At 46.2% G+C, this 19,748-nt stretch carries 18 protein-coding genes and 1 riboswitch; of the genes, 16 read left to right on the top strand and 2 right to left on the bottom strand.

Features of this window, described 5'->3' with window-relative positions; all coding sequences use genetic code 11:
- Positions 1–65: 65 nt before the first annotated feature.
- Positions 66–182, top strand: a riboswitch (SAM riboswitch).
- 101 nt (positions 183–283) lie between these two features.
- The 4 genes from ACM6JA_RS05400 (at position 284) to ACM6JA_RS05385 (ending at position 4,697) form a co-directional block, all read left to right on the top strand.
- Positions 284–1,297, top strand: a complete 1,014-nt coding sequence (locus tag ACM6JA_RS05400; RefSeq protein WP_007721154.1) for a methionine ABC transporter ATP-binding protein — start codon at positions 284–286, stop codon at positions 1,295–1,297.
- The gene (locus tag ACM6JA_RS05395; protein ID WP_007721152.1) at positions 1,298–1,963 is read left to right on the top strand and encodes a methionine ABC transporter permease; all 666 of its coding nucleotides are present in this window, start codon (positions 1,298–1,300) and stop codon (positions 1,961–1,963) included. It abuts the gene before it with no gap.
- A gap of 59 nt (positions 1,964–2,022) precedes the next feature.
- Positions 2,023–2,862, top strand: a complete 840-nt coding sequence (locus ACM6JA_RS05390; protein ID WP_007721150.1) for a MetQ/NlpA family ABC transporter substrate-binding protein — start codon at positions 2,023–2,025, stop codon at positions 2,860–2,862.
- Between the two features lie 188 nt (positions 2,863–3,050).
- Positions 3,051–4,697: a peptide ABC transporter substrate-binding protein gene (locus tag ACM6JA_RS05385; protein ID WP_414851484.1), complete on the top strand. Its 1,647-nt coding sequence runs from the start codon at positions 3,051–3,053 to the stop codon at positions 4,695–4,697.
- Positions 4,698–4,753: 56 nt separating this feature from the next.
- On the opposite strand, the gene ACM6JA_RS05380 is transcribed toward ACM6JA_RS05385, so the two are convergent.
- Positions 4,754–5,203, bottom strand: coding sequence for an SRPBCC family protein (locus ACM6JA_RS05380; protein ID WP_414851483.1), 450 nt, complete (start codon positions 5,201–5,203; stop codon positions 4,754–4,756).
- Positions 5,204–5,318: 115 nt separating this feature from the next.
- Between ACM6JA_RS05380 and ACM6JA_RS05375 the strand changes: the two genes are divergently transcribed.
- The 8 genes from ACM6JA_RS05375 to ACM6JA_RS05340 all read left to right on the top strand — a co-directional run bounded on the left by ACM6JA_RS05375 (position 5,319) and on the right by ACM6JA_RS05340 (position 15,092).
- Entirely contained in the window at positions 5,319–6,122 is an 804-nt protein-coding gene (locus ACM6JA_RS05375; protein WP_414851482.1) for an AraC family transcriptional regulator, read from the top strand.
- A 241-nt stretch (positions 6,123–6,363) separates the two neighbouring features.
- The gene (locus tag ACM6JA_RS05370) at positions 6,364–7,989 is read left to right on the top strand and encodes a peptide ABC transporter substrate-binding protein (protein WP_414851481.1); all 1,626 of its coding nucleotides are present in this window, start codon (positions 6,364–6,366) and stop codon (positions 7,987–7,989) included.
- A gap of 423 nt (positions 7,990–8,412) precedes the next feature.
- Complete coding sequence (locus ACM6JA_RS05365; protein ID WP_414851480.1) at positions 8,413–10,065, top strand: peptide ABC transporter substrate-binding protein; 1,653 nt, start codon at positions 8,413–8,415, stop codon at positions 10,063–10,065.
- 133 nt (positions 10,066–10,198) lie between these two features.
- Entirely contained in the window at positions 10,199–11,794 is a 1,596-nt protein-coding gene (locus ACM6JA_RS05360) for a peptide ABC transporter substrate-binding protein (RefSeq protein ID WP_414851516.1), read from the top strand.
- Between the two features lie 129 nt (positions 11,795–11,923).
- The gene (locus ACM6JA_RS05355) at positions 11,924–12,181 is read left to right on the top strand and encodes a hypothetical protein (RefSeq protein WP_007721136.1); all 258 of its coding nucleotides are present in this window, start codon (positions 11,924–11,926) and stop codon (positions 12,179–12,181) included.
- A 41-nt stretch (positions 12,182–12,222) separates the two neighbouring features.
- Positions 12,223–12,702 (top strand): hypothetical protein, encoded by a 480-nt coding sequence (locus ACM6JA_RS05350; RefSeq protein WP_414851479.1) that lies wholly within the window; start codon positions 12,223–12,225, stop codon positions 12,700–12,702.
- A gap of 171 nt (positions 12,703–12,873) precedes the next feature.
- Positions 12,874–14,529 carry an N-acetylmuramoyl-L-alanine amidase gene (locus ACM6JA_RS05345; protein ID WP_414851478.1) on the top strand — a complete coding sequence of 552 codons (1,656 nt, stop codon included), beginning with the start codon at positions 12,874–12,876 and terminating at the stop codon, positions 14,527–14,529.
- Between the two features lie 14 nt (positions 14,530–14,543).
- A complete protein-coding gene (locus ACM6JA_RS05340; protein ID WP_414851477.1) occupies positions 14,544–15,092 on the top strand; it encodes a GerMN domain-containing protein in 549 nt (182 codons plus the stop codon).
- 589 nt (positions 15,093–15,681) lie between these two features.
- Here ACM6JA_RS05340 and ACM6JA_RS05335 read toward each other — a convergent pair.
- Positions 15,682–15,882 carry a DUF378 domain-containing protein gene (locus ACM6JA_RS05335; protein WP_409176883.1) on the bottom strand — a complete coding sequence of 67 codons (201 nt, stop codon included), beginning with the start codon at positions 15,880–15,882 and terminating at the stop codon, positions 15,682–15,684.
- 182 nt (positions 15,883–16,064) lie between these two features.
- On the opposite strand from ACM6JA_RS05335, the gene ACM6JA_RS05330 reads away from it, so the two are divergent.
- The 4 genes from ACM6JA_RS05330 to pstB all read left to right on the top strand — a co-directional run bounded on the left by ACM6JA_RS05330 (position 16,065) and on the right by pstB (position 19,715).
- On the top strand, positions 16,065–16,994 hold the full coding sequence (locus tag ACM6JA_RS05330; RefSeq protein ID WP_007721131.1) for a phosphate ABC transporter substrate-binding protein PstS family protein: 930 nt from the start codon (positions 16,065–16,067) through the stop codon (positions 16,992–16,994).
- A gap of 89 nt (positions 16,995–17,083) precedes the next feature.
- Positions 17,084–18,031, top strand: a complete 948-nt coding sequence (gene pstC, locus ACM6JA_RS05325) for a phosphate ABC transporter permease subunit PstC (protein WP_007721130.1) — start codon at positions 17,084–17,086, stop codon at positions 18,029–18,031.
- The gene (gene pstA / locus ACM6JA_RS05320; RefSeq protein ID WP_414851476.1) at positions 18,032–18,922 is read left to right on the top strand and encodes a phosphate ABC transporter permease PstA; all 891 of its coding nucleotides are present in this window, start codon (positions 18,032–18,034) and stop codon (positions 18,920–18,922) included. It begins immediately after the preceding gene.
- A 19-nt stretch (positions 18,923–18,941) separates the two neighbouring features.
- Positions 18,942–19,715, top strand: a complete 774-nt coding sequence (gene pstB, locus ACM6JA_RS05315; protein ID WP_007721128.1) for a phosphate ABC transporter ATP-binding protein PstB — start codon at positions 18,942–18,944, stop codon at positions 19,713–19,715.
- The last annotated feature ends 33 nt before the right edge of the window (positions 19,716–19,748 follow it).

The raw sequence follows: 19,748 nt of genomic DNA, 5'->3' as shown, positions 1-19,748 counted from the left end.
AAGGATATAATCCGTTTTGTATCATCATGAAATAGAAAAGACGAACATAATATACGTAGATATCTTTCTTATCAAGAGAGGCGGAGGGACAGGCCCTATGAAGCCCGGCAGCCGGTTCATTTTCGGATGAACGTCGCGGTGCCAATTCCTACAAGATTGTTTGGATCTTGTATAGATGAGAAGGGTGGATGCGAACGTATAACATTGCGTTGCAGCCCCTTTTTCGTTTATGAAAAAAGGGGTTTTCTGATTTTATTTAGATTGTGGTCGGGAGGTGGATGCGTTGATCCAACTGCGTCATTTGCATAAAAGCTATCAAGTACAAGGTAAAACCATCCCAGCATTAACGGGGATCGACCTTTCCATAGAGCAAGGAGAAATATACGGGATTATCGGACACTCTGGTGCAGGTAAAAGTACGTTGATCCGGTGCATCAATTTGCTGGAGCGCCCAACTTCAGGGGAAGTTATTGTGGACGGCGTCGATTTGACAAAGCTGGCTGAAGGGAAGCTGCAAGAAAAGCGCCGCTCAATCGGCATGATTTTTCAGCACTTCAACTTGCTGTCTTCTTCGACAGTCGGCGAAAATGTCGCTTTTCCGCTCAAGCTGGCCAAGCGTCCGAAGGCAGAGATTGATAAGAAAGTAAACGAGCTGCTGAAGCTGGTTGGCTTGGAGGCACATAAGGACAAATATCCGTCCCAGCTGTCTGGCGGACAGAAGCAGCGTGTCGGAATCGCCCGGGCGCTCGCGAATGATCCAAAAGTGCTGCTCTGTGACGAAGCTACATCGGCTCTCGATCCGCAGACGACGAACTCCATTCTGGCACTGCTTTTGGATATCAACCGCAAGCTGGGCTTGACCATTGTGCTGATTACCCACGAGATGCACGTCATTCGCTCCATTTGTGATCGTGTCGGCGTGATTGATGGAGGAAAGATCGTCGAGTCGGGTAACGTACTGGACGTATTCCTTCGTCCGAAGCATCCAACGACACAAGAATTCGTGGAACAAGTAGCGGATTCTACAGAACTGCGCGAAGCAGTTGAGCACGAAAAGGCTTCGGGGATCCGCACCATTGCTCGTGTCACCTTCCTCGGAGAAAAAACGTACCAGCCGATCCTGTTCCAAACGATGCAAGAGACCGGCACGGTGTTCAGCATTTTGCAGGGAACGATCTCCCGCATGAAGGATACGCCGTATGGTCAGTTGGTGATCGAGCTGGAAGGCGATGTTGCACAGAATCAAAAGACCATTGAGACGCTGCGCCAACGTGGCTTGGAAGTAGAGGTGATATAAATGGACTGGACATTCGAGAATGTGGATTGGGCTGAAATCGGCGTAGGTACGATGGACACGCTCACGATGCTCGGCTTTTCCACCCTGTTTACCGTCCTGATTGGTTTGCCGTTGGGAATCATTCTGTTTTTGACTTCACGCGGACAGCTTCTGCAAAACCGCACTTTTTATACGATCGCATCATTCGTTGTCAACGTATTGCGTTCGGTACCGTTTATCATTTTGATGATCTTGCTGATTCCTGTGACGAAAATGATCGTAGGAACTTCACTCGGCGTACTTGGTGCCATTCCGCCGCTCGTATTTGGTGCCGCTCCGTTTTTCGCGCGTTTGGTGGAAACATCTCTGCGTGAGATTGATAAAGGCGTGATTGAGGCTGCACAATCTATGGGGGCTTCCAATTGGCAGATCGTCTGGAATGTCCTTTTGCCAGAGTCTAGATCTGGACTGATTGCGGGTATTACGATCACGACGGTTACGCTGGTCTCCTATACAGCGATGTCTGGGGTAATTGGCGGTGGTGGTTTGGGTGACTTGGCGATTCGATACGGATACCAACGTTTCCAAACCGATGTCATGATTGTGACTGTTGTTATTTTGCTGGTGATGGTACAGATCTTACAATCGCTGGGGGACCGTCTGGTTCTTAAGTTCAGCCGTAAGTAGGATTTTTCCATATAAGTTATCAAAGAATAAGACAAATACAAGCAAGGGGGAAATCATTCATGAAAAAGCTAGTCGTATCTGTACTTTCTACTGTATTGGCATTTTCTTTGGCAGCTTGCGGAGGCAAAACCGAAACAGCACCTGCTCCAGCTGAAGGCGGCGCACAAGGCGGACAACAGGAAGTAACATTGAAGGTAGGCGCTTCTCCCGTTCCACACGCAGCAATCTTGAAATTCGTTCAACCAAAACTGAAAGAACAAGGCGTGAACCTGGAAATTAAAGAGTTCACCGATTATGTACAACCTAACGTTCAAGTGAACGAGAAACAACTCGACGCAAACTTCTTCCAGCACAAGCCTTACCTGGAAGACTTCAATAAAGGACAAAACATGAACCTGGAGCCAGTAGTGGCTGTTCATATCGAGCCATTCGGCGCTTACAGCAAAAAAGTAAAATCTGTAGATGAATTAGCTGATGGCGCAACAGTCGCACTGCCAAACGATCCAACAAACAGCGGTCGTGCACTAGCACTCTTGGAGAAAAATGGCGTGATCAAGCTGAAAGAAGGCGCTGGCATCAGCGGTACAGTGAAAGACGTTGTTGAGAACAAGAAAAACCTGAAATTCAAAGAAGTAGAAGCAGCAATGCTGCCACGCGTTCTGGAAGAAGTAGATTTGGCATTGATCAACACCAACTATGCGCTGGAAGCAAAGCTTGTTCCAACCAAAGACGCCCTGTTTATTGAAGATAAAGATACTCCATACGCAAACTTCTTGGTAGCTCGTCCTGACAACAAGGATTCCGAAGCGATTCAAAAGCTGGCAAAAGCACTGAACTCACCTGAAGTGAAAAAGTTCATTGAAGATGAATACAAAGGCGCGATTATTCCAGCGTTCTAAAGTAGAAATAATTGATCGATCAACAAAAGCCCAACTGGCCGAAAAGCTGGTTGGGCTTTACTTTTGTTTATAATATAATGAATTTTCATAAAATTTAATTAAATCTATAACAACTCCGTTTTCAACCCAATTCCGGTTGAGTATATTGTGTTTGAAATGTGAAAATATAAATAAGGGGGAATTTTCAGATGAAAAGAAATCTCAAGTTGTTTCTTGGCGCGATGCTGGTCGCCGGAAGCGTGTTAGCTGGATGCTCCACGAGTCAGCCATCAACGACAGCCCCTCCAGCTGAGGGAACCGCAGCACCCGCTGAAAAGCCTGCAAATGCAAAGCCGCAGCTATTTCGGGCGAACATTACGAGCGAGCCATCGACAGCGGACCCTGGTCTTGCGAAGGATGCCACTTCGGGAGCGGTTGTTCGTGCTACTTTTGATGGCTTGACTCGCTTCGATGCTAACGCAAAGCCAGTAAATTCAGTAGCATCCGATATAAAGCTCTCAGATGACAAACTGGTGTATACGTTCACGCTCCGCGACTCGAAATGGAGCAATGGCGATCCAGTAACTGCCCATGACTTCGTGTATGCATGGAAGCGTGCACTCGGCAAGACTTTTGGGGCTGAGTATGCATATCAGTTGTACTATATTAAAAATGCGAAGCTGATTCACGAAGGCAAGGTAAAGCCCGACGAACTCGGTGCAAAGGCTCTCGATGACAAAACACTGGAAGTCACGCTGGAGAATCCAACGCCTTACTTCCTGGAGCTGACTGCTTTCTACACGTACTACCCGGTTAACCAAAAAGTAGTGGAGGCCAATCCAAAATGGGCAAACGAAGCGGCGACGCACGTAAGCAATGGTCCATTTAAGATGACAGCGTGGGAGCATAAGAGCAAGATCGTACTGGAAAAGAACGAGCACTACTGGGATAAAGACGTAGTGAAGCTCGATCGCATTGAATTCGCGATGATCGAGGACGATAATACAGCCCTGTCCATGTTCGAGAACGGTGAGCTGGATTGGGCAGGTCAGCCACTCGGCGGACTTCCCACCGATGCGATTCCGTCACTGAAAGACGCGGGCAAACTCGTTGTTCATCCAAAAGCGACGATGTACTGGTACAAGATGAATACGACAAAAGGGCCACTCAGCAATGTGAAAATTCGTAAAGCATTGGCATACTCGGTTGATCGTCAAACCATTGTAGATAACATCACACAAGTGGGCCAGGTGCCAACGATGGGGATGCTGCCGCAATCCATGATTATCAATAAAGAAGGCTACTTCAAGGATAATGACGTGGAAACAGCGAAAAAGCTGCTGGAAGAAGGCATGAAGGAGCTCAACGTGACAACGCTGCCTCCGATAACCTTGTCTTACAATCCAAACGACAGACATAAGAAAATTGCCGAAGCGATTCAGGACCAATGGAAACAAAAGCTTGGCATTGAAGTAAAGCTCATGGTGAAGGAGTTCGCTGTTCACTTGCAGGATATGCATGAACTCAATTACGAGATGGGCCGTATCGGTTGGAATGCAGACTTTAATGATCCGATGAACTACCTGGAGATGTTCCGTGAAGGGAAAGGCGGTAACAACGACACGGGCTGGGAAGATCCACGCTATCAAGAGCTGCTGAAACAGGCGTCGGTAGAAATTGACCCAGAGAAACGCAAGCAACTGTTTGTAGAGGCTGAACAAATCTTTATGGATGCCATGCCGTTGATCCCGTTGTTCACTGATGTGGATGTCTGGGTGCAAAGTGACAAAGTGAAAGGCGTTCAAGTGGATGGACTCGGATTTATCGACCTGAAGTGGGCAGAAATGACGGAGTAACGAATATAACAAAAATCCCGAGACCAACGAAATTGCTGGTCTCGGGATCTTTTGTATTAGTAGCCAAAATCAAGTGTCTTGCCTGTCTCCGCATACGTCTTGATCGACGAGAGCATCATCGGCCAATTGTTGCTGGCACTTACGTGGGAGGGGTGATTTTCTGTCCATTGATCCTGAATCAATGTCAGCTTGGTGCAACCGCCAACCGGTTCTAAGGTAATGGTGACACGAGACTGCAATTCCGCATGATTCTCGTAATAGGCAGGGCCAGGATGTTCAGTGAAACTGAAAATGTGATGAGGTTCGAGCTGCAAGATTTTCCCGTATACATGAACCGTGTCGTCACCGTCTTTTCCAGGACCAACGTAAGCCATCTCATCGCCTACTTGAAAAGTCGAGCGGATCGTACAGCCAAAGAAAGTACTCTTGACGCCTTCATCGGAAGTAAGGACATGCCAGACCTGCTCTGGCGTAGCAGCAATGTAGAAATCGAAGCGAAGATCCATCGTTTTACCCCCTGATTTTTTCATTTGGGAATTGTAATCAAGTCTCCCAACTACTACTCTTACTATAAGAAGAATTCGGTAGTGTGTATTGTAAAAACACGACAGGAGGCGCACCTTGGAAAATCAGACTGCCAAGTTCCCAAAGGGTGTACTGCATGCCATGATTGGACAGAAGAAATTTTCGCTAGATAGATACGAGCCATCTGCCGAAATTAGCTACTTCGTGCAGCACTACTGGGTCGTCCGGTGGGATTTGCGTACAGAACTTCCTCACTCGCAAACCGTATTGGCTCATCCCAATGTGAATCTGGTGTTTGAAAAAGGAGCAACGGGCATTTTTGGTGTAGCACGCACGACTTCCTCGCATCTATTAGAGGGACAAGGTCACGTTTTCGGTGTGAAATTCAGGCCCGGAGGTTTTTATCCGTTTCTGAATGCCCCGGTATCCGTGCTGAGTGGCACTTCTACGAGTCTGGAAGCCGTATTTGGTGTTGCAACCGAGCAGCTTGAGAAAGAAGTGCTGAGCCTGCCAGATGATCAGCAAATGGTGAAAACGGTAGAAGCCTTTTTATTCGAACATTTGCCGAAGCCTGATCCGAATGTAGCGCGCATCAGTGAAATCGTCAGGATGATCCAGGCAGATCGAGCCGTACTCAAAGTCGAGGATGCGGTACAGTTGACCGGAATGAACTTGCGGACGATGCAGCGCTTGTTTGATCGGTACGTAGGCGTTAGTCCGAAGTCGGTCATCCAACGATACAGACTGCATGAGGCGGCAGAGCAGATTGACCAGGGAACGGTCCAAGATTGGCTGGACCTGTCTACCTCTCTAGGCTACTACGATCACTCTCACTTCATTCGAGATTTTCGAGCAATCGTCGGTGTAGCGCCAAACGAGTATCGACAAGCCCAAATGTAATCATTGTGAACCCCTTCGCCTTCTAGCTGGAGGGGTTGTTTTCATACTGCATAAATTTTTATGTACGAGGCATACTTCTTCATGATGAAATTACCAAATTTATTTCCTTTAATAGAATTTGATGTTTGAATAAAACATAATTAATTTTACTTAAAATGTCTTCAATATTACTAAAAATGCAGTATATTTGTGGAGTAGCTTTCAATGAAGTTTTACCGATAGAAAAAAGGGGGTCAACACCGTGAAAAAAAGCGTTTTTGCAGCAATGAGTTCTATCCTAGTTTTGAGTGCGGCGCTGGCAGGCTGTGGCGGCGGCGAGAAAGCAGGAGAGCAAGGTAGCAAACCTGCTGGTGAGCAAACAAGTGGACCTAAAGAATTGAGAATGAACATGATGTCCGAGCCACCAACTGCTGACCCTGCATTGGCTGAGGATTCTACTTCCAGTGCGGTTCTGCGTGCAACATTTGATGGTCTCACTCGTATTGGCGAAGATGGCAAACCACAACCATCTGTAGCAGAAAAAATTGACGTATCCCAAGATGGTCTTACTTATACATTCACCCTGCGTGACAGCAAATGGAGCAATGGAGAGCCAGTTACTGCAAAAGATTTCGAATTCGCTTGGAAGCGAGCGCTCGATCCGAAGACAGCATCTAACTACTCCTACCAATTGTATTACCTGAAAAACGCAGAAGAATACAACAAGGGTAAAGCAAAAGCTGATGATGTTGGCGTAAAAGCGACAGACGATAAAACACTCGTCGTGACTTTGAAGAACCCAACACCATTCTTCTTGGAGCTGACTGCGTTCTATACGTACTACCCAGTTAACCAAAAAGTAGTGGAAGGCAGCGATAAATGGGCGGGCGAAGCAGCTACACACGTAGGTAACGGTCCATTCAAAATGGAAACATGGGAACATAAGAGCAAATTGGTTCTCGTGAAGAGCGATACCTACTGGGATAAAGACGCTGTAAAACTCGACAAGCTCAACTTCTCCATGGTTGAAGATGCAAATACAGAGCTGTCCATGTTCGACAATGACGATCTGGATTGGTCCGGAGCTCCTTTGAGCGCACTTCCTACCGATGCGATTCCTGCATTGAAAGAATCCGGTCAAATGCAAACACGCCCGATCGCGGGTACGTACATGTACAAATTCAATACGGAAGTTCCGCCGTTCAACAACGCGAAAATCCGTAAGGCGTTTGCTTATGCAATCGATCGTAAATCTATCATCGACAACATCACGCAAGCAAACCAAGAACCAGCTATGGGTCTGATCCCGCCAACAATGGCAGTGGCAACAAGCCCGTACTTCAAAGACGGCGATGTAGAAGTAGCGAAAAAATTGCTGGAAGAAGGTATGAAGGAAGAAGGCATTACCAAAATGCCGACCCTGACACTTTCCTTCAACACGTCTGAAGGTCACAAGAAAATTGCCGAAGCGATCCAAGACCAATGGAAAAAAGCACTCGGCGTAGACATTAAGCTGGAGAACAAAGAATGGAAAGTATTCTTGGAAGATGTAAACCAAGGTAAATTCCAAATCGCACGTTCCAGCTGGACTGGTGACTACAACGATCCATACACGTTCTTGGACCTGTTCAAGGACAAAGATGGCGGCAACAACGACACGAAATGGGAAAATCCGAAGTACAAAGAGCTGCTGAACCAGTCTGCTTTGGAACAAGACCCAGAAAAACGCAAACAAATCCTGGCACAAGCAGAAGCCATTTTCATGGACGAAATGCCAGCAATGCCAATCTACTACTACACTCATTCTTATGTGAAAAAAGACAAAGTAAAAGGTGTAGTACTCGACGGTCTGGGCTTCGTAGACTGGAAATGGGCAGACATTCAATAAGAAAAACCGCATAACACGTTGTAATACAGGAAGGGTGCTACGGCACTCTTCTTTTTTTGTAAACCATTTATAAGAGAGAACAATCGAGCAGAGGATTGACGATAATAGTAGAAATTATAAAATTATTAATTAAATTACTGTTGTCACTTTACTGAATGTAGGTAAAATTGGCTGAATGAAAAAATAGAACAATAAATGAGGTGTGAATCCTCAACCCTGAAAAATCTTGATATTATGCGGTTTTCCTTAAAGATATCGAGGTAGGGATGTTATGGAAAATTTATTTATCGATCAACATATTTTATAATTTATTAATTCTCTTTATAAATAAATAAAAATTTATTAAATCATTCTAAAACATATTTAAAAAATATATAAAACCATGTATATTGATAAAAGATTTAGAAAAGGGGGATTACTTGTATGAAAAAGAATGTTTTCGTGGCAATGAGTTCTATCCTCGTTCTTGGTGCGGCACTCGCAGGATGCGGTGGCGGAAACCAGGCGGCACCAGCAGATAGCAATGCATCGGCAGGAAAGACAGAAAATTCTGCACCAGCAACTGGCTCTAAATTACTGAAACTGAACCTGCACTCCGAGCCACCAACAGCTGACCCAGGTATTGCGGAAGATACAACTTCCAGCACAATCATCACAGCTACCTTCGAAGGTCTGACTCGCGTTGGTAAAGACGGTAAATATGCTCCAGCAGCAGCAGAGAGCTATACTGTTTCTGAGGACGGTAAAAAATATACATTCAAAATCCGTGATAACAAATGGAGCAACGGCGATCCTGTATCCGCAAAAGATTTCGAATATGCTTGGAAACGCGCTCTTGATCCAAAAACAGCTTCCAACTATGCATACCAACTGTACTATGTGAAGGGCGCAGAAGCCTACAACAAAGGCAAGGGTAAAGTAGAAGAAGTTGGCGTAAAAGCAGTTGACGATAAAACACTCGAAGTAGAATTGGCGAACCCAACTCCATTCTTCCTGGAGCTGGTTGCATTCAAAACATACTTCCCAGTTAATCCAAAAGTAGTAGATGGCAATGAGAAATGGGCTACCGATGCGAAAACAGTTATTGGTAACGGTCCATTCAAAATGGATTCTTGGGAGCACAAGAGCAAGCTCGTAGTTTCCAAAAACGATAACTACTGGGATAAAGACAATGTAAAATTGGACAAAATCGAATTCTCCATGGTAGAGGATGAGAATACTGAGCTGTCCATGTACGAAAACGGTGAACTGCACTGGGCAGGTGCTCCAACATCTGCGTTGCCAACAGACGCGATCCCGGCTTTGAAAGAATCCGGAAAAATGACAACTCAGCCAATCGCGGGTACTTACTTCTACCGTTTCAACACAGAAAAACCACCGTTTAACAACGTAAAAATCCGTAAAGCGTTTGCCTATGCGATCGATCGTCAAAGCCTGATCGACAACATCCTGCAAGCTGGTCAATTGCCTGCAACAGGCTATGTACCACCAAGCATGGCACTGAACAAAGACGGTTTCTACAAGGATAATGACATCGAGACAGCGAAGAAATTGCTCGAAGAAGGATTGAAAGAAGAGGGTCTCACCAAATTCCCGGCACTTACTCTTTCCTTCAACACTTCCGAAGGTCACAAAAAGATTGCTGAGGCAATCCAAGACCAATGGAAGAAAAATCTGGGCGTAGACGTGAAGCTCGAGAACAAAGAGTGGAAAGTATACCTGGATGACGTACACCAAGGTAAATACCAAGTGGCTCGTGCAGGCTGGTTGGGTGACTTCAACGATCCAATCAACTTCCTGGAAATGTTCAAGGAAAAAGACGGCGGAAACAACGATACTCGTTGGGAAAATCCGAAGTACAAAGAACTCCTGAACCAATCCGCTCTGGAGCTAGACCCAGAAAAACGTAAAGCAATCCTGGCGCAAGCGGAGCAAATCCTGATGGATGAAATGCCAATTATGCCAATCTACTACTACACACAATCTTGGGTGAAAGACGACAAGGTTCAAGACGTAATCATCGATGGTCTGGGTGCTGTAGATTACAAATACGCAGATATCGTAGAAAAGAAATAATAGCTGTGCCTGTAAAAGAAGAGCGGTGTTATACTCACCTCTCTTCTTTTTTTGTCTATTTAATATCCAAAATTTTACTTTTTATTGTATACTATTTTTGGAAGATTTTATCAGGAGGTAATGAGGGTATATGATGAAGAAGAGTGTTTTTATGGTGTTGAGTTCAGTCCTTGTTTTCGGTGGAATGATGACAGGGTACGAAGGCGCTATCCAAGCAGCTGAGCCTAAAGTATTAAGAATAAATCTGCAATCGGAGCCGCCTACAGCAGACCCAGGAATTGCGGAGGATACTACCTCTAGCACGATCATCACTGCTATATTCGAAGGTCTGACACGTCTCGGAAAAGACGGTAAGGTGCACCCAGCCGCAGCAGAGAGCTATACCGTTTCTAAGGATGGGAAGACTTATACATTCAAGATTCGTGAAGCCAAATGGAGCAACGGCGATCCACTAACGGCATATGACTTCGAGTATGCTTGGAAACGCGCGCTCGATCCAAAGACAGCTTCCAACTACGCCTACCAGTTGTATTATGTGAAGGGCGCAGAAGCATTCAATAATGGGACCGGCAAGGCTGGAGACGTTGGCGTAAAGGCGATTGACGATAAGACGCTAAAAGTGGAACTGACAAACTCGACACCATTTTTCCCGGAGCTGGTTGCTTTTAACACATACTTCCCTGTGAACAAGAAGGTAGTCGAAGGCAATAAAAAATGGGCTGACGAGGCAAAGACGGTTGTTGGCAACGGACCATTCAAAATGGAAACATGGAAACACAAGAGCAATCTGACTGTCGTAAAAAACGAGAAGTACTGGGATAAAGCCAATGTAAAATTGGATAAGATCGAATTCTCCATGATAGAGGATGAGAATACGGAATTGTCCTTGTTTGATAACGACGAACTGGATTGGGCCGGTGCTCCAAATTCCTCGCTGCCAACCGACGCACTTCCGGTTTTGAGGGAAGCTGGCATCTTGAAGACACAACCAATCGCCGGTGCCTACTTTTATCGTTTCAATACAGAGCAAGCACCGTTTACCAACGCAAAAATTCGTAAGGCGTTCGCGTATGCAATTAATCGTGAAAGCATCACCGCCGATATCCTCAAAGCTGGTCAAGTACCGGCAACAGGCTATGTACCTCCGAGCATGGCGTTGAACAAAGACGGTTACTTCAAAGATAATGATCTCGAAGTTGCAAAGAAATTACTGGTAGAAGGTATGAAGGAAGAGGGTATCTCCAAACTCCCCCCAATCACACTCATCTACAACACATCCGAAGGTCATAAAAAGATCGCAGAAGAAATACAGGATCAATGGAAGAAAAACCTCGGCGTAGATATCAAGCTCAAAAATACAGAGTGGAAGGTATACTTAGAAGACGTACACCAAGGTAATTATCAAGTCGCTCGTGGAGGCTGGCTGGGTGACTTCAATGATCCCATCAACTTCTTGGAAATGTTCCAGGAAAAAGACGGCGGAAACAACGATACACGTTGGGGAAATCCAAAGTACAAGGAGCTCCTGAACCAATCCGCTTTGGAGCAAGACCCAGAGAAGCGTAAAGCAATTCTCATGCAGGCTGAGCAAATCCTGATGGATGAAATGCCAATCATGCCAATTTACTTCTACGCGAACTCTTGGGTGCAGAACGAGAATTTGAAAGATGTCGTGATGGATGGTCTGGGTGCTATCGATTTCAAATATGCGGATATCACCAAAAAATAAGAATGCAGGAGAAGAGGGCTAGTTTCGTTTCCCTCTTCTTTTTTTCTGTCTCATGGACAAATGACCAATCCATTACGCCCTTGGCTACATAGAGTAAAAAGGAACTAACTGCAACCAGGGGGGATATTGATGGATATTGGTTCTTTGCTCAACATTGTAAAATCCATTCCTAAGGAAAAGCTGAGGACAGATGCGGGAATCAAGGAAGTCATTCGTGAAATGGCCAGAAAGTCAGGGAAAAAATTGACTGAGCAAGAGGTTAACAGTTATGCTGCGCAGTTTCGTCAGATGCAGAAAACAGAAAATGTCGGAAGTCTGTTGAATAAGCTTTCGAAAAAAGGTGTCACTGCAAAGGATTTGGAAAATATAAAAAAACGTTTTAGATAAGGGGGTAGAGTGAGGAGGGAGGTGGGATTATCGTTGAGAAAATGAAACCGAAAAAGAAGCAGGCTGTCCCCAAGAACCATTTGCTAGAATCGATCAACAAACTTGCGGATGCACAGCATTCAAACAATGCCCAAATGATGAAAGAAATGAGTCAGGTGCGACAGGAGCTACAGGATATGAAGAATACACTGGGGCGTCTTAAACAGGCACCTCCAAGAAGTACAGGAGAACGGCGAGGTCTGCTGTTTGGAGGACGACGGAATACCGCTCAAGTGGAAGCTGTAACCCAACCACCACAAAAGCCTGCTATTTCTATCGAAGATTTACTGCCGCTTTTACCGTATCTAGGCGACGCTATTCCCCAATTGAAAAACCCAAAGGTAGCTGACTCCATTAAGGTGCTGTCAAATCCAGCTGTGATTTCGCTGATACAGCAATTTCTTGCCAACGGGGGCTTGAACATGATAAAAAAACCGGTTCAAGAAGTAAGTAGGCAAGAGAGAAGGGGATTTTTTCGATAACAAATATCAGTTACAAAGACTGTCTCGCGGGGCATGCGGAGGCGGTCTTTTCATTTTGGTACCAAAAGACTATAAACTTTACAGATCATCTAGCGTCTAATAGAATGGTGAACGTTGCACATTGGCTGACGCCACATAACGAAGAAAACAGACATCACGGAGGAGGTCAGGATGAAGAGACGATTTTACCCTCTGCTTTTTGCGCTGCTGGTCCTGCTGCTAATCCCCGGTTGGGCGGTTGCAGCAAGCAGTGCCTCAGAGGAGGCTGTCAATCTCATGATTGGTGGACAAGCAGTGAATGCTGAAGTGCCGCCAGTCATCAAGAATGGACGCACGTTGGTTCCCGTCCGTGTCATCGCCGAAGGGCTAGGTGCAAAAGTGGATTGGAATGACGCTACTCGAACAGCTGTCATTACCAGAGGCACACAGCACCTCTCCCTTACACTTGACTCCCGTACAGCAGTGTTGAACGGCAAACAAGTGAAGCTCGATACGCCGCCTGTTATTTCACAAAAGCGTATGCTGCTGCCACTGCGTTTTGTCGGTGAGTCACTTGGCGTTACAGTCGGGTGGGACAACAGCACACGAACTGTCATTGCGAACGAAACACCACAGGTCAAGCTGAATGGCAAGGCACCAACCCAGCCGATCAAGCTGTATCAAGTGGAAGACACGATGTACGCGTCCGCACAGGCTGTAGCTGAGCAAGTAGGACAAAAAGGCTTTGAGTGGAAAAGACCTGAGCGCGGGATGACGATTGATGATCAGTTGGTCCTCCCATTACGTCAATTGGAGGACGAGCTTGGAGGGTCATTTGCATGGGACAAGAAAAATAATCAGGTTGAGATCGATCGCCTCAATATTTTGAAAGATGTATCTGAGGACGGCGACCGTATTCGTATTGAAACGACCATACCTGTCATTCCTCAGTCCTTTGTGATGACAGGTCCTCACCGGATCGTCTTGGATCTCCCGCAAACAGCATTGGATGATGATTTAATCGAAGATCTAAAACGTCAAGACGAGAAAAACGATAGCGTAGGCGAATCCGAGGAAGTAGCCTCTGCTGATGATGAAGACCAAGGTACAGATTCAGATTCTGATGAACTGAATCAGGCAGAACAAGCGAAAGAAGAACCTCTCATCGCTGACCTGCGTTACAGCCAATACAGTGCATCCCCTGACACGGTTCGCGTCGTCATTGAGCTGAACCAAAAGAGCACGTATGAGCTGGCTTACACGAAAGACGGTATCGAAGTAAAATTGACGCCAAAACCGAAGAAAACAGGTTACCTGATCGTCGTTGACGCCGGTCATGGAGGAAAAGACCCAGGCACGAAGGGCTCTGCTGGCAACAATGAAAAAGATTACAACTTGGCTGTCTCCAATAAGATTGTGGATTTGCTGAAGCAATATCCAGAGTTTCAAGTCGTTCCCGTCCGCACGACGGATGTGTTTTATGAACTGTCAGAGCGTGTCGCTTTTGCCAATGAGTTAGAAGCCGACTTGTTCTTGTCTATGCATGCCAACGCATTCCCGAAACCGACGGCTGCAGGAACAGAAACTTTCTATTATAATGAAAACAGCAAAGACTTTGCCCAAGTGGTACATAAACATTTGCGTGGGGCAACGCAGTTCCCGGATCGAGGAGTCAAGCAGAGCGGCTTTTATGTGATCAAAAACACGAAAATGCCTGCTGTGTTGACCGAAACTGGCTTCCTCTCCAATCCACAGGAGAATGCACAGCTGACGAATCCGGCATTCCAAGATAAAATCGCGAAAGCCATTGTTGCGGCTATTCGTGAATACTACGAGTCTTATCAGTAAGGGGGCTTTTCACGATGAAAAAAAGTCGAGTGATCTGGATGGCAGCGTTATTGATGCTGCTTTTGGCCGGATGTGGGCAAAACGCGACAGAAACACCACAGCCAACCACACCAGTAGAACAGCCATCTGGTTCAAACACTGATCCATCGACAACAGAGCCGACTCTGAAAAAGCAAATGGTCACCGTTTACTATTCGGATAATAATGTGATGGAGCTGCAAAAAGAAGAGCAAGAGATCACGTATGCAGAAGATATCGAGAAGTACAAAAAGACACTTGCCCTGCTGGAGACGCCTGTAAAGCCAGACGTGCACATTCCACTGTGGAAAGACTTCAAGTACCATTCGATCACACTTGATAAAGGAACCCTGAAAATTGACGCAGATAGCAAGAATCAGTTCAATATGGGTTCAAGTGGCGAGACGATGGCTATGGATGCGTTGAAGAATACATTCTTTCAGTTCTCGGAAGTAAAGGAGATTGTCTTCTTGGAGGATGGCAAGAAAGTAGAAACGCTGATGGGGCACGTAGATCTCTCCGAGCCACTGAAACGAGACAATTAATCATCACCATAAAAGCGGCACACCCTGTTAATCGGGATGTGCCGCTTTTTTTCGTGGATATTGTGTTTCACGTATAGTGGCTGTCGTGGAGAGAAGAATATTTCCAGTCTAGGCTCCAGGCTCCGTCCCTCGGGGAAGTGTGGACTGCCCGCTCCGAAGCGATTAGCGGGGAAACGCAAAAGTGGTAGCCGCTTCGTCGCTCGGGCACGTTGCGTTTCTTTTGCCCGCTAATCGCTTCTCCGCTCGGTAGGACTTCACAAGTCGCTACGTCTGGAAATATTCTTCTCTGTCGTGACTGAATACATTCTTCAATCTTTTAAGGCTTTTAAAACCTCTCGAATAACACGGAAAGCTCGTAGAGGAAACAGGAGAAATAAGCGAAGATCTTTGGTACACCGACCGAGACGAAATGCAAAAAGCGAAACACGCTCTTAAGCGTCCACCTCTGAAAAACATCCTGAAAGAACTACTTTGGACGCGGTTTCGCTTTTTGCATGGAGGCGGGCAGTGAATCCCTCAGCGGGTGGGACAAGAAGCTGAGCGTTTTCTCCTGTTTCCTCCTCTCCACAACAGCCGGACATAGTTTTTTTTATGTTGGTGTTTCTTCCCGATCCGTGAATAGAAACTTGATGGCATACACCCCAAACAAGCCTACCAACGTATACACGATTCGACTTACGATCGACTCTGCTCCTCCAAACAAGCTTGCGACTAAATCAAACTGAAATAACCCGATTAATCCCCAGTTCAGGGCACCGATGATAACAAACAGCAAGGCCAGTCGATCCATATGGACACCCCCAGAAAAGAATAGGGACATTATTCCCATGTTTTCGGTTTTACAACAGGAATTTCTCCATCTTTAAGAAAGCTTTACATTCACAACATAATACGACAACATTCCCGCTGTATAGTTTGTACTTGTAAGAGAGAAAAAAACAAACCGAACCTTTTAAGGAGGATTTTCATCAAATGAAAAAACTCAGCAAAATGTTTATTGCGCTGACATGTGTAGGGGCATTACTCGCGGGGTGTGGAAGTGGCAACACTGCACAGACACCAGCACCGGCGCAAAAGCCAGCCCAGGAGCAAAGCAACTCTGGTTCGACAACAAAAACTTCCGGTGAACCTGTAACAGCAGTGGGTTCAACCGCTTTACAGCCTCTGGTCGAGCAAGCGGCCAAAGACTTTATGGCAAAAAATGCAGGCGCACAAATCCAAGTACAAGGCGGAGGAAGCGGCACGGGCTTGAGCCAAGTAGCAAGCGGTGCAGCAACGATTGGTAACTCTGATATTTTTGCAGAAGAGAAAAAAGGCATTCCAGCAAACGAACTGGTAGACCATAAAGTAGCGGTTGTCGGTATGGCAGCAGCGGTAAGCCCGCAAGTAAAAGTAGACAACTTGACCAAGCAACAATTGATCGATATCTTCACTGGTAAAATCACCAACTGGAAAGACGTTGGCGGTGAAGACATGAAGATCACGCTGGTTAACCGTCCGAAATCTTCCGGAACTCGCGCGACATTCAGCAAATTCGCGTTGGATGGTAAAGAAGAAGCAGAAGGTATCACAGAGGATTCCTCCGGTACTGTTCGCAAAATCATTGCAGAAACACCAGGTGCAATTGGCTACTTGGCACTGTCCTACTTCAATGACTCTGTAAAAGCTCTGAAATTGGATGGCGTGGAAGCAAACGCAGAAAACATTACATCGAACAAATATCCAGTATGGGCGTACGAGCATATGTACACCAAAGGTGAAGCAACTGGCGATGCAAAAGCGTTCCTCGACTTCATCCTGACTGACGAAGTACAAAAGAAAACTGTAACAGAATTGGGTTTCTTGCCAATCACAGATATGAAAGTGGAACGTGATGCAGAAGGCAAAGTAACACAAAAATAAGCATTATCGTCAACAGCAAAATAGAGGGGTAGGGGGGCCTTCCCCTCATTTTGCTTGCGTACAGTCGTTTTCTTTCCAGGAGGGAGAACATGAGCCATCGTACTGAAGGGGTAAATACAGAGCGTCAATCGATGATTGCGCAAAAAATGCTGACAACGAACAAGCGTCAAAAGACAGAGAATATTACTGGCAAAACCATCGCGATGATTTGTGCGGGTTTGCTCGTTATTGTTGTTTTATCCATCACCTATTTTATAGCTTCAAAAGGGCTCTCGACGTTCTTCGTCGATGGAGTAAGCTTCAAAGAATTTTTAACCCATGACAAATGGGATCCAGAAGGTGAACCATCCGCGTATGGTGTCCTGCCTTTTATTCTTGGTTCGTTTTTCGTAACGGCACTGGCTGCTTTGATTGCCGCACCACTTGGAATCGGCGCCGCTATTTTTATGACAGAGATCTTTCCGGGCTTCGGGAAAAAAGTATTGAAGCCGGTTATCGAGCTGTTGGTTGGTATCCCATCGGTCGTTTACGGTTATGTTGGACTAACTTTGCTTGTTCCATTTATTCGGGAACAATTTGATGTTCTTGGCTTCAGCTTATTGGCAGGGGGACTTGTTCTTGCCCTGATGATTTTGCCTACCATTACGAGTGTGGCAGCAGATGCAATTGAGGCTGTTCCGCAAGATTTGCGCAACGCTTCGCTCGCGCTGGGTGCTACTCGCTGGCAAACCATTTGGAATGTCGTGTTGCATTCCGCACTTCCTGGCTGTTTGACGGCCATTGTTTTGGGAATGTCTCGCGCTTTTGGAGAAGCTTTGGCTGTGCAAATGGTTATCGGTAACACAACGAAGCTGCCAGGCGGTTTGCTCGAACCGATCAGTACGCTCACTAGCGGTATTACATTGAACATGGGGAATACGATTCAGGGAACTCCGTATAACAACGCTCTCTGGTCAATGGCTTTGCTGCTCTTAGCGATGTCTTTCATCTTTATCGTGATTTTGCGCCTGTTGGGCAGAAAGAGGTTGGCGAAATAGATGAAAGCGAGACTGATGGACCGCGTTGCTACTGTTGTTTTGACACTGATTGCCGTACTGATTATCGGTACCCTGGTGGGACTATTGGGCTTCATTCTCTCACAAGGCTGGCATAAGCTGAATCTTGACTTTTTGACCTCTCCACCGGATATTGTCAATGCGGGGGGCGGGATTGGACCACAGCTTTTCAACTCGTTGTACTTGCTGGTCCTGACCATGCTGATCGCGTTGCCGCTCGGGATCGGAGCAGGCATTTATATGGCTGAATATGCGCCGGATAATAAGATTACACAGTTTATCCGCATGAGTATAGAAGTATTGTCTTCCCTTCCGTCTATCGTAGTTGGTTTGTTTGGATTGCTTGTGTTCGTAAATATGACTGGCTGGGGTTATACCCTGTTTGGTGGAGCACTTGCGCTGACGGTATTTAACCTGCCACTCTTGGTTCGTGTAACAGAGGATGCACTGCGCAACGTACCACGCAGTCAAAAGGAAGCGAGTCTCGCGCTTGGTATTACCAAATGGCGTACCATCGTGTCTGTCATCCTTCCAGCAGCACTCCCAGGTATCATTACGGGTGCCATTCTGGCATCTGGCCGTGTATTTGGGGAAGCGGCTGCCTTGCTGTTTACAGCGGGGATGTCTTCACCGAATCTGGATTTCACCGACTTCTCATTGAATAGTCCGACCTCTCCGTTGAACCCGTTCCGTCCTGCCGAGACATTGGCCGTGCATATTTGGAAGGTAAACAGCGAGGGGCTGACACCGGATGCGCGTGATGTCGCAGATGGCGCATCTGCTGTTCTGATTATTGCCGTCTTGCTCTTTAACCTTTCCGCTCGTTGGTTCGGGAATTGGGTTTACAAAAAGATGACGTCAGGATCAAACTAAGAAGAGGTAGGTGGCAGCCATGTCCGTACTGACCATGCAAGAAACGATCATTCAGACGAATAACGTGAATGTATACTACGGAGAGAAGCACGCCGTAAAAAATATATCAATGGATATTGAACGCAACTCCGTGACGGCCTTTATCGGTCCGTCCGGATGCGGGAAATCGACGCTTCTACGGAGCTTGAACCGGATGAATGATCTGGTTCCTTCTTGTCGTGTAGAGGGTTCCATTATTGTAGATGGTATCGACATTAACAGTTCGCAAGTAAACATCGAGAGTTTGCGCCAAGTGGTAGGAATGGTGTTCCAACGTGCGAATCCATTTTTTAAATCGATCTATGAAAATATCGCATTTGCACCGCGTTTCCACGGGATGACCAGTAGACGTGATTTGGATGAATTGGTTGAGTCGAGCTTGCGAAAAGCAGCGCTTTGGGATGAGGTAAAAGATCGTCTTCGCGACTCTGCGCTCTCCCTTTCCGGTGGACAGCAGCAAAGGCTTTGTATCGCGCGTGCAATCGCGATGCAGCCGACCATTTTGCTTTTGGACGAACCGGCTTCCGCTCTCGATCCGATCTCTACCATGAAAATCGAAGAGCTGGTCATGCAGCTAAAAGATGAGTATACGATCGTGATCGTTACCCATAACCTTCATCAGGCAGCGCGAATTTCTGAGAAAACCGCCTTCTTCTTGATGGGTGAGCTGATCGAGATGGATGAGACAGGGAAAATCTTCACATCACCTGAGAACGAAAAAACCGAAGCGTATATTAGCGGACGATTTGGTTAATAGAAAAGAAAAGCCCTCCCGAGCACATGTGCT

The sequence above is a fragment of the Brevibacillus sp. IT-7CA2 genome (assembly GCF_949767855.1).
Classification (GTDB): domain Bacteria; phylum Bacillota; class Bacilli; order Brevibacillales; family Brevibacillaceae; genus Brevibacillus.
This window is presented reverse-complemented; position numbering and strand designations above follow the sequence as displayed.